This is a genomic window from Ensifer sp. WSM1721 (genome assembly GCF_000513895.2).
GTDB lineage: Bacteria > Pseudomonadota > Alphaproteobacteria > Rhizobiales > Rhizobiaceae > Sinorhizobium.
On record NZ_CP165784.1, the window covers coordinates 308,470 to 325,125 of the forward strand.

The 16,656-nt window shown below is 58.0% G+C and carries 12 protein-coding genes and 4 pseudogenes; 5 read left to right on the forward strand and 11 right to left on the reverse strand.

All coding sequences use genetic code 11. From position 1 onward, the window contains the following. Positions 1-87 precede the first annotated feature (87 nt). The 6 genes and pseudogenes from M728_RS26900 to M728_RS26925 form a co-directional block, all read right to left on the reverse strand. Positions 88-1,830, reverse strand: a pseudogene (locus M728_RS26900) (relaxase/mobilization nuclease domain-containing protein). A gap of 201 nt (positions 1,831-2,031) precedes the next feature. Next, a complete protein-coding gene (locus M728_RS26905; RefSeq protein WP_051441043.1) occupies positions 2,032-3,633 on the reverse strand; it encodes an MFS transporter in 1,602 nt (533 codons plus the stop codon). Between the two features lie 85 nt (positions 3,634-3,718). After that, positions 3,719-4,006 (reverse strand): UPF0262 family protein, encoded by a 288-nt coding sequence (locus M728_RS26910; protein ID WP_026622819.1) that lies wholly within the window; start codon positions 4,004-4,006, stop codon positions 3,719-3,721. 570 nt (positions 4,007-4,576) lie between these two features. Next, positions 4,577-4,864, reverse strand: coding sequence for an MFS transporter (locus M728_RS26915; RefSeq protein ID WP_370906508.1), 288 nt, complete (start codon positions 4,862-4,864; stop codon positions 4,577-4,579). A gap of 543 nt (positions 4,865-5,407) precedes the next feature. Next, positions 5,408-6,325 carry an ABC transporter substrate-binding protein gene (locus M728_RS26920; protein WP_370906509.1) on the reverse strand — a complete coding sequence of 306 codons (918 nt, stop codon included), beginning with the start codon at positions 6,323-6,325 and terminating at the stop codon, positions 5,408-5,410. A gap of 287 nt (positions 6,326-6,612) precedes the next feature. Then, positions 6,613-7,836 carry an ATP-grasp domain-containing protein gene (locus M728_RS26925; protein ID WP_370906510.1) on the reverse strand — a complete coding sequence of 408 codons (1,224 nt, stop codon included), beginning with the start codon at positions 7,834-7,836 and terminating at the stop codon, positions 6,613-6,615. 198 nt (positions 7,837-8,034) lie between these two features. On the opposite strand from M728_RS26925, the gene M728_RS26930 reads away from it, so the two are divergent. From M728_RS26930 to M728_RS26940, 3 genes and pseudogenes are all read left to right on the forward strand, one after another. Then, positions 8,035-8,271, forward strand: coding sequence for a hypothetical protein (locus M728_RS26930; RefSeq protein WP_156943523.1), 237 nt, complete (start codon positions 8,035-8,037; stop codon positions 8,269-8,271). 224 nt (positions 8,272-8,495) lie between these two features. Beyond that, a pseudogene (locus M728_RS26935) lies at positions 8,496-8,702 on the forward strand (transposase); the annotation flags it as partial. A 311-nt stretch (positions 8,703-9,013) separates the two neighbouring features. Then, positions 9,014-9,414, forward strand: a pseudogene (locus tag M728_RS26940) (transposase); the annotation flags it as partial. A gap of 288 nt (positions 9,415-9,702) precedes the next feature. Here the strand turns inward: M728_RS26940 and M728_RS26945 are convergent. From M728_RS26945 to M728_RS26965, 5 genes and pseudogenes are all read right to left on the reverse strand, one after another. Continuing rightward, a complete protein-coding gene (locus M728_RS26945) occupies positions 9,703-10,545 on the reverse strand; it encodes an IclR family transcriptional regulator (protein WP_084044634.1) in 843 nt (280 codons plus the stop codon). Between the two features lie 605 nt (positions 10,546-11,150). Then, the gene (locus M728_RS26950; RefSeq protein ID WP_051440988.1) at positions 11,151-12,278 is read right to left on the reverse strand and encodes a D-alanine--D-alanine ligase; all 1,128 of its coding nucleotides are present in this window, start codon (positions 12,276-12,278) and stop codon (positions 11,151-11,153) included. A 263-nt stretch (positions 12,279-12,541) separates the two neighbouring features. Beyond that, complete coding sequence (locus M728_RS26955; protein ID WP_084044633.1) at positions 12,542-13,279, reverse strand: class I SAM-dependent methyltransferase; 738 nt, start codon at positions 13,277-13,279, stop codon at positions 12,542-12,544. A 209-nt stretch (positions 13,280-13,488) separates the two neighbouring features. Further along, complete coding sequence (locus M728_RS26960; protein ID WP_051440987.1) at positions 13,489-14,628, reverse strand: KamA family radical SAM protein; 1,140 nt, start codon at positions 14,626-14,628, stop codon at positions 13,489-13,491. Between the two features lie 584 nt (positions 14,629-15,212). Next, a pseudogene (locus M728_RS26965) lies at positions 15,213-15,392 on the reverse strand (integrase); the annotation flags it as partial. Positions 15,393-15,497: 105 nt separating this feature from the next. On the opposite strand from M728_RS26965, the gene M728_RS26970 reads away from it, so the two are divergent. Both M728_RS26970 and M728_RS26975 read left to right on the forward strand, forming a co-directional pair. Then, positions 15,498-15,797 carry a transposase gene (locus M728_RS26970; RefSeq protein ID WP_084044632.1) on the forward strand — a complete coding sequence of 100 codons (300 nt, stop codon included), beginning with the start codon at positions 15,498-15,500 and terminating at the stop codon, positions 15,795-15,797. A 405-nt stretch (positions 15,798-16,202) separates the two neighbouring features. Next, the gene (locus tag M728_RS26975; protein WP_245269773.1) at positions 16,203-16,631 is read left to right on the forward strand and encodes a hypothetical protein; all 429 of its coding nucleotides are present in this window, start codon (positions 16,203-16,205) and stop codon (positions 16,629-16,631) included. Positions 16,632-16,656 lie beyond the last annotated feature (25 nt).

A 16,656-nucleotide genomic window follows, 5' to 3' on the forward strand; every position in this document is an offset into this window, starting at 1 on the left:
ACCCAAGACAGAGGGTGTTGCAACGCGCGCGCAAAACGGCTTTCGCAGGCGAGCGAAGCCAATCGCAAAAATACTTGCACGCCGCGGTCAGAGACCGAGGCCGCGCTTGCGGCCAAAACTCCAGTCTACGCCGCCATCGGCGCGAGCCACGCCAGAGACATGTTGGCCCAGATGCTTTTCCATGGACGGCGTCCAGGGCACGAGCTTGAAGCCCAGGCCGTCGTCGACTATGGTGAAACTACCGGAGGCAAGTGCGAAGCGCTGGCGATCGGTTCCGGCCACATAGTCGCCCTGCCCCGCCTTCTGGAACGGCAGGTTCATTTCCCGGGAAGCTTGTCACCGAGCGCATCGACCTCCCGGTCTCGCAGTGTGGCGAGTAGATTGCGGGCGAAGATGACCTTACCCGCTTCGCGTCGAGCCACACCTTCCTCGATCAGATGCTCCGTCCGGTCCTCCATCGCCTGTCGCACCTCGAGCCCGAAGCCGGCGCCGAGGTCGCGCATGTCTCCCCCGATCAGCCGCCGGTCCAGCCAGGTCGCCCCATCAGCCTTGATCTGCGCGTCGAGCGTGAGATCAGAGCGGACGGCGAGGGCTGCCCTGCCCTCGCCGCTCGCGTCTTCGAACACACGCAGCTCGACGATCGATCCAGGCGCACTGTCGCCCGTCGCGTCGAGATCGGGAAAGCGGATGTGATGGACGCGGCCATCGATGCCGTCGACCACGGCAAAAGCGGTCCCCTTGAGTTCGTCATCATGGCCCCGTTCAACCAGCTGGCCAACGACTTGCGTTTTCGTGACGCCCCGTGGCGGTCACATAATCGGCCGCGGCGCGTTCGATCCCCTGCCCGGTCAGCGCCTCGTGCATCCGCTTGATGATGTCACCGCGCAGCCCAAGGGCCCTCAACCTTCTTTCCGCCTCATCGCTGAGGATCCACTGGCCACCGCCTACCGACTGGGCAAGGCCGAGACGTTCGAGATATCGCAGGCGTCCGACCTTCTGGATGAGATAGGCATCCGGTTGCCGGTCGAGCGATGGCGCGACGTCGATGACGCCGTTTCGACCGGCATCGGCAGAAAGCTGGCGATCGAGCGCGGTCCAGCGGTCCGCCTCGATCTGGCGTTCAAGCGAGCGGACGATGTCGCGCTCGGTCCGTGGTCCCAGCTCCTGCGTGACGAGGTCCTGAGCGCGGTCGCGCAGTCCCGAAAGGATATAGTCGCGGTCGATAACGAGGTCCTGCCCATCGTCGGTGCGGCCGCGCAGAATGACATGGACATGTGGGTTGTCGGTGTTCCAGTGATCGACGCCGACCCAATCGAGCTTTGTTCCGAGGTCCTTCTCGGCCTGGCGCATCAGCTCGCGGGTGAAGCGTTTGAGATCCTCCAGGTCGACGGCGTCTTCCGGCGAGACGATGAAACGGAAGTGGTGCCGGTCGTCCTCTGAGCGTTCCGCGAATTCCTTGGCGTCGACACTGACACTGTCGGGGCCGAAGAGGCGCGCCTTCTCACCGTCCCGGGTGACGCCGTCGCGGCGGAGATAGTCGAGATGGCGGGAAAGAGGCGCCGGCTTCCCCTTGTTACACACGACCCAGCGCCTTGACGGTACAAAGCCGCGTACGGCTGGTGATCAGGCGATTGGCGCGGATGCTGGCGACCCGTCCGCGCGCGAAGCTGGGGCTCGGCCTTTGGCCCTGCCGATCCTGCCGGAGCACGAAACACGTCCGCCGGCCTTCTCCATCGCCGCGAGCGCCTGGGCGATGAAGGGTTTTGCCCGCTGACTTCTGGATAATCGAATACGGCCGGGCCGGACACGAAAGTCGTCATCCCCATTCATCCGGATTTTCCCTGCGAGGTGCGGATTTCCTCGAACGACAACGTGAATTCGAATGCCCGCACATCGCGCTTTCGGAAGACGATGTGCGCAGATGGCCAGAAAACCCAATCAAAACAACCGACGGACCGAGCCGCGATGTGCGACCTCTTATCTTGCCTTCCCCGGTTGCCTCTGCGGCTCCCCCGCCATTTTCCACAACAGCTACGATCTCATCCGCTGCCGCACGCGAATGGTCGTTCTCGGCGGATGGCCCTGCGGTGTTAGTTCGAGTAGTTCTTCATCCAGCTGCTTGTCGGCCGCGGTCAGGCGGTGATGAAGCCGGTGATAGTCCATCCAGGTCGGGGTCCTATACGTCTCGAGCCACCGCGAGGGCTCGCGAACGTCGCGCGTCAGCGTCCATTGCCGGGCGCCGACACGGCTTTGCACATGCCGGCGTCGGCGCATGACGTCGAGAAACAGATCGGCGTTGTCGTCCGAGATGGAATATTCGGTGGTGATCAGCATCGGCCCGCTTCGTGGCTTGAGATCAAGGGCAACCGCCGGCGCATCGAATGAACCGGAAGGTTCGAGTTCCGATTCAAAACGATTGCTGATCGGCAGTTTGAACCCCAAGGCGGCCACCAGGATTGTCGCGCCGGCAGAGCATCCCAGCGCCCAGGAGAGAGAATGATTCTCGGCGACGCTGCCCCAGAGCCAGCTGCCGGCGGCAATGCCGCCATAGGTGAAGGCGCTGTAGATCGAGATGGTGCGTCCCACCACCCAGCGTGGGCTTGCCAGTTGCACGTTCACACCCAATCCCGACCATGCGGTCACCCAGCCGGCGCCGCCAAACGCCAGGGAGGCCGTTGCGGTGGCGAGCGAGGCGGTCAGCGCCAGCGCCAACGCACATGCCGCGCAGGCGATGCAGGCGAATACGAACATGCGTTCCTGGGTCAACGTACGCCTGAGGCGAGGGTTCGTGAGCCCGGCAACAAGCGCGCCGGCGCCGAAGCCGGCCATCAGGATGCCGTAGGCAACCGGGCCCGCCTTCAACTGGCCACGGGCGACCAGCGGCAGCAGCGCCAGGATCGACGTGCTTGCTAGTCCGAATAGGGTGCCGCGGGCGGTGGTCGTCTTGATTTCCGCGGATATGGCGGTGAAGCGCAGGCCGTCATAGATCGCGGTCATCAGCTCTTCGCGGGGAAGGGATGAGCATGGCACCTTCCATTTGTTGCGCCACAGGGCAGTCAACGGAGCGACAAAGCTGAGCGTCGTCAGCGCGAACGTGACGAGCGGTCCGAAGGCGGCGACGATTAAACCGCCAAGGGCCGGACCGACACTGCGCACCGTGTTGAAGCCGACGTTGAGGAGTGTCACGGCAGACGGCAGATGGCGGCGCTCGAGCATATCGCCAAGGGAGGCGCGCCAGGCCGGATCCGCCAGCGCGATACCGCAGCCATCGAGAAAGCTGAAGGCAAGAATGATCCAGGGATTGGTAATGCCGAGCGCCATGAGCACCACCAGCATGGCAGACGCCGCCATCATGAGGCTTCGGCCGATGATCATGACGATGCGGCGGTTGTAGTTGTCTGCCATCGCGCCGACGACAATTGCCAGGAAGAAGGTCGGCAAGGTCGAGGCGGCTTGAACAAGCGCCACCATCACGTCCGACGTGGCGATCGTCACCATCAGCCAGCTGAGCGCCACTGTCTGCATCAGCCATCCGAGGCTCGAGAGCTGCGAGGCGAGGAAGACCGACCGGAACGTCGGGTTCTCCAGGGGTGCCAGTAGTCCTGACTTGTCGTCTTCGGTCGCCGCGGTCATTGCCTTAGTGCTCTGTTTCTTACTCGTTCAATTTATGAGACCGCCATGACATGGCACCGCTGCGGGTGGAGGTTCTTGCCAATCGTCATGCCAGCCTCCGGATTTGTCCGCCGTGCTCCCGGCTTCGCATGAGCAGCACATGGATCAAGGTGAACAGGCGGCGCGCGGTGTCGATATCGACGGTGACCGTCGAGGAGAGACGGGCCTGCAACAACTCGGCAGCCTCATTGTGGATGCCGCGGCGCCCCAAGATCGCGATCGCTTGCTCTCGGTTGAGGTGGGCATCGTCCTGAACACTCAAGGAGCCATCGAGCGCTACGGCGCAAAGCCGTGCGCCGGGCGGTGAGGTTGTGGAGACCGTTGCCGCCTTCACGTCACGCCTCCGTCTTTTCGAAGAGATGCGTGTCAAACCTGGCCGGGAATGAGATGGCTGCCGCCGGGACATGCCCGACGACAGCCAAGCCGCCTTGGGAGGTTGGGCGGAGGAAACGCTGTTATGAAGCACTGCAAAAAGGACGGAAAAAGTGGCTGCGGCCGGAACACCTCCGACGACAGCCACGCGGCCCTGGGAGGCTGGGCGAAAGAGAAATCGGCTCAGTGTTCCTGGGATTCTACGAGGAAACCGACGGTGGCCCTTGGTGCTGCGCAGATCCCGAACGTCAACGCCGCCGTGGGTAATGTCCTGGCGAAGCCCAACAGGCTTTAGCGCCAGTGGCCGGACAGCGGCACACACTCCATTGCAAAGCGAAGGAAAAGCGGCTGCGATTGCAACAGGTGCAGCGGCAGCCGGCTGCGCCGCTGGGGTTGACGCCAAGCGCAGGTCGGGAGCTTGTTCGGGTCGACGTTGATGACGACCGATCGTCGATGCTTCAGGAAAAGTGCTGCTGCACACCGGGTGCAAACATTGCTGATGTTCGATTTTCTGTCCCATCTCCAGCGCTCCTCAGGGCCGCGAGACGCGGGTTATCGGCTGGTTACGAGCGCGAGACCGGGTTGTCGGGTGCTCGATCGCCAGCACGGTCTGAGGGGCGACGGCCCCGTCATGCAGCGCGGCAAGCCGGTCGCCGAGCTCTTGATCTGCCGCCGAGGGCCGATGTTTCAGGCGAGCGTAGTCCGTCCAGGTCGGCGTGCGGAATGTCTCCGTCCATAGGTTGGGGTCAAGAGGTTGCGCTGGAGGGTCCAGTCCCGCGCGCCCGCCTTGCTCTGGATGCGCCGCCGGTTGGGCATGCACGCGAGAAAGGCCTCGAGACTAGGCGCAGACATAGAAGCTCACAGTTCGTGAAGTTGGTTGCCTGTCTGCAATTCCGGATGCGTCGCCACCGCCGCTAGATGGGGTCTCCTTGCCGCTTACCCTCGATGCCGGTATCACGCGAGAACAGATCGAAGAAGGCCTTCTTTTGGCTGCCTCCCAGGTCCCTCCGCCAGATGTGATGACGACTTCGCGGTTCCTGTGGTGTTCATAGTTTCATTCCCCTTTCTTTTTAGGATGGCTCTTCCTCCCAGCACCGTAGATGCCGAATGGAGGATCTTCGGTCGGCCTCGATCAGGGCCGCGTCTGCTCCTCAACGGCTATTGCGAGCACCGGCTCTCCCTTTGGGATCGAAGGGTGCGTGATACGCCAAAGTAGATGCCCGTCCGCCGGAGCTTTGATCTCTGCTAACGTGTCGCCAAAGAAGCTTCGAAGCGTACCAAGGCGCTGCCCCTTTTTCACCCGATACCCGGCTCGACTTCAGCGTGGAAATCCCCGTCCATAGGGCAATGAACCCAACGATAGTCATCGCAGGGCACTCGGGCATGTCGGAACGAAGATCCCGGCGTGTCGTTGATACCGAGGATGCGAGCGATGTTGAGCACGCCCTCGATTCTTTGTGATCACCCACAAGTCGAGCTGCAAAAGGGATTGATCCCAGGAGAGCTCCACCGGCGCGCCCTCCTGTTTCGCTTTGAAAATGCGGCCGTTATAGGCTGCCGCGATGTCAACCTCACCACTGATCAGGCTCTGGGGAGCGTCGGCGCCGGCGACCCACCAGCGACCCACATTGGGCTTCATCTCGGCAAGTTTCTTGAACCCGCGGTCCAGATCGAGAGGATAGAGCTTGTCAGGCGAAACGCCATCTCCCATCAGGGCGCCTTCGAGCAGCGCACCATCCAACATCTTTTCGCATTTCGGCAGAGCGCGCTTACCCGGGAAATCCTTCACGTTATAGAAGTCCACCCAGTTCTTTGGCTGCTTGCTGGCATCCGGGAACTTGCTGGTGTTGAAGGCGACGACTGCGGATGAGACAAGGGCGCCAACACCATGCTTGTTCTTCATCCGCTCGGGCATGCCTGCCAAGGTGTTGTCGGCAAAGAAGCTGTAGTCGATCTCCTCGACTGCCTCTTTGTTGATCCAGCCCTTGAGCGCTCCGCCAGGAATTCCGGTGATGTCGGCTTCGGGCTGGCCGAGCTTGATCGACGCCAACAGCTTCGCATGATCTTCGGGAACCAGTACGACCTTGATGCCCGTGTCGCGCGTGAACGGATCGAAGAAGGCTTTCTTTTGAGCGGCCTCCCAGGTTCCGCCGCCAGATGTGATGACGACCTCGCCGGTCCCCTTAAGGTTCTCGGCGACTTCCTCTGCCTGAGCGGCGATCGACACGGCCGACAGCAACAGTGCAGCACCGAATGCGATATTCCTAATTCTGATGTTCATGTTCATTCCCCTTTCTTTTTGAAGATGGCTCTTGCTCCCAGCAAGATGGTCAAGAGGAAATTTGCCGGTGGGGCGCAGCGATACCGTTTCGTCGACATAATTATCGCTGTGGGTGCTGACTTAATCGCCCGGTGCGACCGGCGGTAGAAAATCCCGATTTCCAACCCTTTCCGCGCAAGTTGGAGGGCAAATGGAGTTTCGCTTTTCTCTAAAAAGCGGGCGAATCTACGTAGGTCGCGGGAGAAATTCGACGTGTTTCATGGACTTTCCTGAAAAATGGCCCTGTGTCAGCCTCCATCGGAATTCGCAACAGAATCTTCCGGTTTGCAAGTCGTCGGAAATGGAGTAATCGACCAATGGATTGCCTCGACGGCATGATTAAGCGCGGCCATGGTCTGGGCATTGTTCGGTGAAGCGGCAATGACATGTCCAATTGAGTCTCGATAATCCCCCTTCCTGACGATCGACGTCTTGGGTTCAATGTAGAATTTTACCTCAGCGACACCGGACACAGCAGCCGCCCGACTGTCGCCATCGATCCAATTGAGGGTGCCATCGCGATCGGGAACTAGGAACCGCACGGCAGCAGCTTGCGAATACCTTCTGCGAAGGTTCTGTTCGCCTCCGATGACAAGCTTGATGTGTTCGGTGGCTAGATCGACACCGTAAGCCAACTGAACGAGTTCAGGAGTTGGCGAGCCCGCAAGACGCGGATTGACCTCAATGACCAGTGGACCAAGCTCCGTCCACCGGAGTTCGATGTTCTTTGGCCCCCAGCCAAGACCTAGAGCTCGTAAACAGCCCAGCGAAACGTCGGCGATACGTTCATGCTTGTCATCAGTCAGCACGGCCGGATAGGTGAATTCACGATAGACGAAATGCGGCGGGGGCCCGAAGTCACCGGTGCCAATTCCAATGACCTCATTCCCCATTATCTCAACGCTATAATAGGGGCCCCGTGCGAATTCTTCGACCAGTATCCTCGGCAAAGACTGCCAGCCCAACAGAGAGGTCGCATGTTCGGCCAACTCATCGAAGTTGCTGCACAATCGAACACCGCTGCTGCCGCGGCCTACGGCTGGCTTAACAATCACGGGCAGGCCGATGTCCGCGGCAGCGCGTTCTACCTCGCTGGTGTTCGCTGCCAAGCGATAAGCAGGGACTGGAATGCCGGCCTCCGCGAGAAGCTGACGTTGAGCAAATTTGTCGCAACATCGTTCGACGGATGCGGGGCTCGGTCCCGGTAGATCAAAATGCTCGCAGAGCTTGCCCACTGTCGCATAGACTACTTCGTTGGGACTCGTAATTCCAGCAATGTCATAGGTCTTGCGCAGCCGGGAACATTCGCGAATCAACACATCCAGATTGTTTGTATCGATATGGATGGTCTCAATGGTTTCCGAGTAGTTGTCACGAGTTGGGCTAGCCGACAGTTTAATTGGATGAAGACCAAGACGCTGGGCAGCTTGGACGAAGAGCAGACCAGTACCTGTTGGCTCTGCTTCAACCATGATGAGCGCTCTTATTGCCACTTGACTATGATCTCCGTTGTGTGCTGTACGCTGTACGCCTGTCTGAGCGAGGCCGACAAGGCGCCGGGCGTATTCGGGCGGTGGTGAACTGCCCCCTTCCGTAAAAGGCGATCTGACGCAAACCTGACATGTGTTGCTTTCCTTCTTTTGTTCCGTTCCATCGTGATTACCCGCAAGATGAATGCCGTCACCGGCAGCTTTCCCCAGCTTGCAATAAGCAGCTTCAAAACTCGTGCCAGTTTGCCTGATCGGGTAGGAAAGAGTTTTGTGATTGCTTTTCAGTTATTTGGCCGTGGGCAACAAAAAGATTGGTTCAACAAGCCGCGTCGCCAACTCCACAAACCTGACGGGAAGTGTCGAATGGCGTTACTGCGAACGGTGCTGATCCGTCAGAGCAGTTCCCTGCCTGATTAAACGGTGTGGCTTTGCAAATCAGCACAGTTCTGATTCAAACGTAAGCGCGCGTTTCAGTGCATGTCGTAGAGTCGACTTATATTACGCGGTGGAGATCGATCCTTGATGAAAACCCAAACCGGATCAGGCCGGGGCGTTTTCGAAAGGGTGACGTTCGGGGTGACCTGCCACGGGTAATTTCCTCCAGAATTGGATTAGTGTCCGGCCTATTGAAGGACGGACGCATGAAGAAGCAGAGATTTACGGAAGAGCAGATTATTGCGGTGCTGCAGGAGCAGGAGGCCGGTGCGAAGGTGGCCGAGCTCTGCCGCAAGCACGGGATTTCGGACGCGACCTTTTACAACTGGAAAGCCAAATTCGGCGGCATGGAGGTTTCCGAGGCGAAGCGCCTGAAGGCTCTCGAAGAAGAGAACGCCAAGCTGAAGAAGCTGCGTAAGAATCCGAGCAGCCACGCGGCATCTGTACGCGCGGGTTACGGCAAGTCGTTCTATAGTGATGAGGTGCGGTTCGCAGAGGCGCGCCTGGCGTAGCGGGCTGTCAGGTTTTCCGGCGTGATCTACGCGCCCATTTTGTGGCCAGGTTTTCGACGGCTCTGTTGAGGTCGGCGAAAGCAGCATTGTTCGGGTCGAAGTCTTTGGCGCCCCACCATTCGAAAATCCGCCTCGGTGCACTTGACATAATCAGAGGGCTTCGAGGAAGCGCATCAAATGGTCGGGCGGTCGGTAGCGTCCAAGCCTAGCTCGTGACCACGATTCCTGGCGTAGGCGCTATTACGGCGGCGACAATCAAGGCGCTTGTGCCGATCCCGGCGGGTTCAAGTCGGCTCGCCACTTTGCCGCCTGGCTCGGATTGACACCGCGGTCTCATTCAAGCGGAGGCAAGGAGCGACTGGGACGAATATCGAAGATGGGAAATCCGGAACTTCGCGCTCTCCTCGTCGTCGGGGCAACCGCCGTCTTGCGGGTTGCCCGAAATGACGCTCGGACGCGGCCGTGGTTGAAGGCGCTTCTCGCCAGAAGGCCCTTCAAGGTTGCGGCGGTCGCGCAGGCCAACAAGACGGCTCGGATCATCTGGGCGCTTCTGAACCAGGGCGGGACTTATCGGCGCGCCGCTCCACTGGCGATTACCGCGGTCGCTGTCTGATGGACGCAGTGACCGCCAAACGATCTGACCGGCGCAAGCTGGCAGAGGGCAAGGTGCAATAACAGGCGATGAACCCATGGGACGAAATCCCGACACGAGTGAAGCTACTGCCCCCAATGCGCTCAAGCGCGTAAACTTGATTCAGCTCCTCGTTCGCGGATCTCATCAAGGCCAGCGGCCATGTGCCGCGCGCAAAGGCCGGACATATGACCGCACCGTTCCAATGTATGAAATCGACTGAAAAAGCTCTTGCCATGCGGGCCGTTCCACATATGGGGGCAAGGTCAATCACGGCCGCCGATATTGCAGAGCAATCTTGGACAGTTGCCGCGCTGTCTCAACAGCGATGGGGCTGAGTTCCGCCTCGACTGTCTGAATGGTCCACCTCGCGGCAGATGCCGCGATGTTAACAGCGGCTACCACTTCATTGTTGTAGCCAAAGACCGGTGCCGCCGTTGAAATGTCCCCAGGGATCGCTTCCTGATTGGCTACAGCAAAGCCCTTCGCGAATATTTTTTTCAGTTCCGTGCGCAATGCACTTGGATCCGTTATCCCACGCCGTTTAATTGCGGACACGTCTGAGGTCTCGAAGGTCTGCTCTGCTATCTTCCAATCGAGATAAGCTAGAATCGCGCGGCCTGGCGCCGTTGCGAACGCAGGTAGACGAGTACCGACAGTGACGTAAGAACTCATGATTCTCCGGCTAGGTACGCGTGAGATAAACACGATGTCTGTGCCGTCCAGCTCTGTGAGATTGACCGTCTCCTGGGATTGCCTGTTCGCCTCCAGCAATAACGGAAATGTTGCTTCCACCAAAGGATTGCTTCGCAGATAAGCATTCCCAAGGTCCATCGCACGCGTCGAGAGGGCATACTGCCGCGTGGTCTCGCTCTGGGTTAAATAACGCAGTGCGTGCAACGTATAAAGCACGCGCTGAGCCGCGCTCTTGTTCAACCCAGACGCCTCTGTGACCTCTGCTAGAGTCATTGGTCTTGGATTGGCACAAAACGCATTAAGGACTAACATTCCTTTCTCGATCGTTCCCAAATAGAGCCGCTCATCGATCTGCGGATTATTGAACGTCCTGAGGGAGCTTTGCTGGCCGCCACTTTTGTTGCTGCTCTCGACCATCCTCTTGCTCCTTACCTCGACCGCGGAATCTTGCGTTGGATATTGGCCTCAATGTTACTGCAAATCGAAGTCTCCCGTTGCGAGCTCCGGTTGCACGACCTCGAAGCGGATGGTCACGCCGGCTCGTAGGCAAATTTCATCAGTACAACCCCCTACCACTTTGACGAGCTTCTCAAGCACCGTACCGGTTTTTCGTCTTTCTCTGGACGGGACAAATTTTCCTAAGAGCAGCAAGGCGCAATTCTTGTCGGGTCGGGCGCAGAAGACTAACGCCGCGCCGCTGTCCTCGAGTTCTCGGATCAGCAACGCGTCGTCGGAGGCAACTTCGGAAGCAACTCATAGGCTCGGCACAGCCTTGATCGGATTGTGGAATACTCCTCTGATGTTTCAATTTCGCCAGCAAGGGACAGATACGCCAACCTCCTTGAGCTCCGCAGCCATACTTCAGTTCCGTCCGCTTTAAGAAACAAAGATGATCTCCCTGGTACCGTAGCAGTCACCAAGATTGCCTAACCAAACTCAGCTTCTGCACCGATTGCTAATCTCGACCTGTCAGCGCGGGAAATGCGCTTCAAGATAATGCCACGTCTGGGTACGCGCGGCGCCTATGATGACTGTTTGCAAGCAGTTTCCGCCTCCACTACCGTTGAACGTCCCCAGGGCACACGGATGCGGCTCGCCTCGATCTTACGAATCTCTTCTCGGCGCCGTTCACCCATCTCATTGGCGGCAGCCATTCGAATGAGGTGACACAGGTCAAAGCCGGCTTTTGTGAGCATCTTGGGAAAGATGGCTTCCGCCGTTAGGCCCGGAATCAAGTTTAGTTCGAGGAAGTGAACACGTTGCTGCTCGTCAACGATGAAGTCTAGGCGGCCGAATGTATGGACCCTGAACTCCCGAGCAATCCGTTTGGAAATTGAGGAGAGACGGGTTTGAACGGTGTCCTCCACATCAAGGAAGTCAACAGAGTAGCCTTTCTTCGTCTTCTGATCATAGCCAAGGAAGCCCGAGGGATTGTTGATGCGTGCAACCGGCAGCGCCATGACCTCATGGCGATCAATCAAAACGCCGCACGTGTACTCTGTCCCAACTATTCGCTCTTGAACCAAGAACGAGGGGTCATGCAGAGCAACCCGTTCGGAATAGGAATGGAGGCGGTCCGCCGAAAGCTCGTCCGTGTACTCGGTGAGGAAGGACCCTCCGAGAGTGTTCGGTTTTAGTACGCACGGACCAGCAAGACGCCGTAGGGCCTCTGCGAAACCCGGTTCGAGATTGCGTTGGACGACGTGGACCGTTGGAATGGGGGTCAACTCGGGGCAAAGCCGATTGGCTACTACGCCTTGTAGATACTTATCTGTTGCGAGCATGGCCGCAATCTTGTCGCCAAAGCTGCCGGGAATGTCGTAGAACTGCGCAAGAGCCTGGATTTGGCCATCCTCTCCGTCCTGACCCTGAAGAAGTGAGAAGACGAATACGCCGTCGCTTCTAAGGAACTGAGCAAGAGACGCAAGCGCGTGGGTTTCGGCGCGAGCTGTGAATTCGGGGTGCTTCGGAAGGCGACCCCCCTCCAGTGCAAGCCTGAGGAGGTCGCCGGTTCGGCTGATGTAGTAGACGAACGCCGGTGAAACATCTGAATCTCGAGCATTGTTGAGGACTTCAGCGAAGTGATTGTAAATCGCGATCGACCAGTCGTGCTCCACGGACCGGCCGCCATAGATGAGCGCTACTTGCATACGATTACCTTTTGGAGTGAGTTGCAGGGATCGACTTGAAATTGGACTCTGAACATTAATTGCAGGTGGACTAACCGGGGCGTTCCGCGCCTAGTCCGACGGGAGTACGGAGTGGAAACAGCCATCGCGGCAACGGCAGCAGTGGGATACGCGCGAGGTCGGCGCGGCACGAGCCGGAACGTATTGCCACTCTTGCCGACGTCCGTGTTTCCGTAGCACGCGGTCTGACGCAGACTTGACATGTTCCTTTCCTCTTCGGTCGATCAATCACGGTTACCGGGGAGGGCACGGCGGTTGACCGCACGTGGTTGACGCTTGGGCGGTCCGTTTGTCCCCTTACATCGTATTGAGAACAGCCTATAAGCGAAGTTGACATTGGGGTACGTGCCCGACCTCAGCATCACCGATTCAAGATCATTCGCAGCTATGATTCGTTCGAGGAGATCGTCACGGGCGTTAGTGCCGAATCCTAAAAGGATTTGGCCTATTTCGGTAAGAAATTCTCTGCCTTCCGAGAGAAATCTCTCGAGCAGGCCGTAACCAGGATCAACTGCTCCACGCTCGAGCTCATGCATAAATTCAAAATGTTCTGGAGCGAAGTTCCAAGGGTAGTTCCAAAAAATAATGTCAAACTTCCTACCAAGAGGAATGTTACTGAAGATATCGCTTTCGATCACTTCGACGTTCTTAATACCGTTTCTTACGGCGTTCTCCAACGTGTTTGCGACAGCCCTTGAATTGATATCGCAGGCTAACAACGACAGCGCACCATTCTTTGCCAACAAGAGGCCAGGGAGACCGAAACCGCAGCCGATTTCCAAGATCGTCTTTCCAGCAAATGGGGGGAAGTTCTCGCTAAACCAACGCCAACTCGGGAAATCTTCGGGAGGAAAAACGCCTTCTCGTAGGATTAGATCTAGGCCGAACTCCTGTATCTGCCGCGGGAAGGTTCGCTGTTGACTAGCTTTAAGTGTCGTCCGGACTCTATCGAGTTCACTCATATGTTCGCTCCTAAGTCGACGCGGAACTGTTGCTGACCATTGGACAGTTTTTCGGTCCAGCCCGGCAGTTCCAGAGGCATTACAGACGGCTTCGATATGGGGCGATCCGCCGATCGCCACGAACGCTCGATACCAAAGACCAATTCTTGTCCTTTTTTCCAATTAACGGAGCGAATCCGAGCGCTCCATTGCTGTGCTTCTTGAAGCCCTTAGATAAGATCCAGTCTGTCCGGGTCTCTCCAGGTTCTCCACTCATAGTTGCGAAGAACGACGTAGCCGGGTCCAGTCCCCACCACGTAATTGGGATTGAGTGGTGTTTTGCCGAGCGGAGTGCAAATTACATATTGCGGCACGGCAAAGCCTGTTGTGTGCCCACGCAAATTCTCAATAATGTGCATGCCAACATCAATCGATGTTCTGAAGTGCTCAGCGCCCCGCACCAAGTCGGCGTGGTACAAATAGTATGGTCGCACACGTGCAATAAGGAGTTTGTGGACCAGCTCTTTCATAACCTCGACAGAGTCGTTGATGCCTTTCAAGAGCACAGACTGATTGCCGACCGGCACTCCCGCTTCGAGTAGCCGTTCGATGGCAATTTTCGCTTCTGGCGTGATCTCGTTGGGGTGATTAAAATGAGTGTTGACCCAGACGGGATGGTACTTTTTGACCATTTGGCAGAACTCCGGCGTGATCCGTTGTGGCATCGTCACGGGTGTTCGGGTGCCGATTCGAATGATCTGAACGTGCTGAAGTTGCCTGAGCCGTGACAGTACGTATTCTAGTTTAGTGTCGGCAACGGTCAGCGGATCACCTCCGCTTAACAGTACGTCACGAATCTCCGGCCGCTCGGCAATGTACGCTATGCCCCTGTCTATTAGAGCTCGATCAGTGACGATTGAATCCTGCCCGGCGTGAACCTTGCGCGAGCAGTGCCTGCAGTAGGTGGCACAGAAGTTGGTAACATGGAACAGTACGCGGTCGGGGTACCTGTGAACGATGCAACTGACGTCGGTCTTCCCCTCCTTCCAAAGAGGGTTTTCGGAATCAACTGCTGATCGGTGGAATGAGGGGAGCTGCTCAATATGGAAGATATCTTCAAGCTCTTGGATATCAGGGACAGCTTGTAGGCGAACTGGATCGTTTCGATCCTCTTCGTTTATGAGGGAGAGGTAATAAGGCGTCACCCGGAAGCTATACCGCTCGCTCACCAGGTGGAAGGTCTCTTCTTCTTCAGGGCTAACGTTTATATGTTGCTTAAGCGCCTCGATGGTAGTGACGCTGTTGGCAAGTTGCCAACGCCAGTCATCCCAAGCGTTATTGCGATTGTCTGTTGCGTTCGTGGTTAGCATGTCAGACCTCCGTTGGAGCACCATTTTGCGATTGTTTTAGTAGCAACGTTGCGTTGGCCTACAAGCCGCTTCAACCCAAGAGTACGCTCGACACCACGCCAAAGTTTGCTATGGTCACAGCTACGATGAGGATCTTCTGTCATGCGGCGACGAAATTCGCGAGGTGGTGGACTCGCCGATGTTCTCTTTCTGTTACGCGATCTGACGTAGCGCCTGACATGTTCCATTCTTCCTCGTTCCATGAATTGCGGTTCCGCGACATAAATGCTGCTCAGCAACTCCGCCGCCTCGCGATTGGAAGATTCAAGACTCGTGCCAATGTGGCTGCTTTAGTCGAAATCGAACGTATAAACCTCGTCCACCCGCGAGATGGGCATTAGTCAGCGGCTCCTCCGCTTGGCAATGAGATCGCTTCAAGAGTTGTGCCAACTGCGCAAATACCCATTGGGCTGGTCCCTCCATGATATTCAGTGGCTTAGAGAGTCAATCGGAAGTATGGTCGTGCACAGCCATGTCGCGGCCTGAACAAACTCGACAATATGACAGCGTCCCGGACCAACAGTCGGGAATACGGTAACGAACTGTCAAGCGAATCGAAGAATTGACCCGGGCCGGAAGCGGGACGACTTACCGGCATATGGGGACGTCTTTGCCAACGCCGCCTGTTTCATCGCCAACGTCGCCTCGAGGTAGATTTGTGTCGTCTCGACCGATTCATGACCGAGTCATAGGGCGATGACGGCGCGATCGATGCCGGCCTGTACTGAACGCCATGAACGCTCAGCCGCTCAGTATCCCCACGGTGACGGCCGCCTTGCTGAGGTGGCCTGAAGGCTGCAAGTCCTAGTGCAAACACTAGGGTTAGTCCTATGACAAAGCAGCTTGTTGAGGTGATTACATCGGTCGAGCGGCGTCGACGCTGGTCTCGAGAGGAGAAGGAGCGGTTGGTCGCGGCGACGCTCGAGCCGACGGCCAATGTTTCGGAGATCGCGCGCTCGGCGGGAATCCATGTGAGCCAGCTTTTCCGCTGGCGTAAGGAACTCTGCCAGATCTCCGCGCCGTCCATCCCGCAGCTCGTCCGGTGGAGGTCGTCGAAGCGCTGCCAGGGCCAGCGGTCCCACCCGAGCCGCCGCCGGTCTCCCGGCCGCGCAAGAAGGCAAGCATGGTGATGATCGAGCTTGGCGGCGGTCGTCGTCTCCGGGTCGAGAGCGACGTCGATACGGAAGCCCTGGCCCGGATTCTCGATGTGCTGGAGCGGCGATGATCCCGGTGCCGAGCGGTGTGAAGGTGTGGCTGGCCACTGGCTATACGGATATGCGCAGGGGCTTTCCCGGTCTGTCGCGGATGGTGCAGGAGACGTTGAAGCGCGATCCGATGTTATGTGTCGGGCGAGATTATGTGGCGGAGCCGTCCCGGCGTCAGCCGAGGCCTGCCAGATCTGGAATTCTCCGCCACATAATATTTCGTGCCTCTTGGATGGTTGCGGGATCCCCCCGCGCGCCGCTATTCCGGAGGGACAACATGCTCGAGTTCTATTTCTCGTATCGTGGGGTGCTCAAGCGCGCTGTGGTCCGATGCCGATCCATCAAGATGTCATCGACCGCTATTTGGGCACGTTTACTACGGATACCCCGCGCATCGGGGCCGTATCGGCTCTGGAACACGCACGAGGAGTGGCTCCGGAGCGGTTCATTATTTCCGTTCTAAGTGAAGAGGCTGACCCGGATGCTCTGCTTCTGGCCTCGTTTTCGGACTATCTGCGCACGATACGGGGCCTGGAGCCGAAGACCCGCGAAGGTGTTCTTCTGGGCGGCCGCCGCTTTCTGGATTGGTTCCGCCATCGCCACCCCGGCCAAAATCTTGAGGCGTTGACAGCTGAGCACGTGCTCGCTGCTGTCGAGCATCGGCTGTCGCTATCGGCGACCTCCGGCACCCGCACGGCAGCGACTTCTCACATTCGAACGTTTCTTCGGTTCTTATGTTGGGCTGGCCACCATCACTAAGATCTCGCCCGCATCGTCCCGAGGA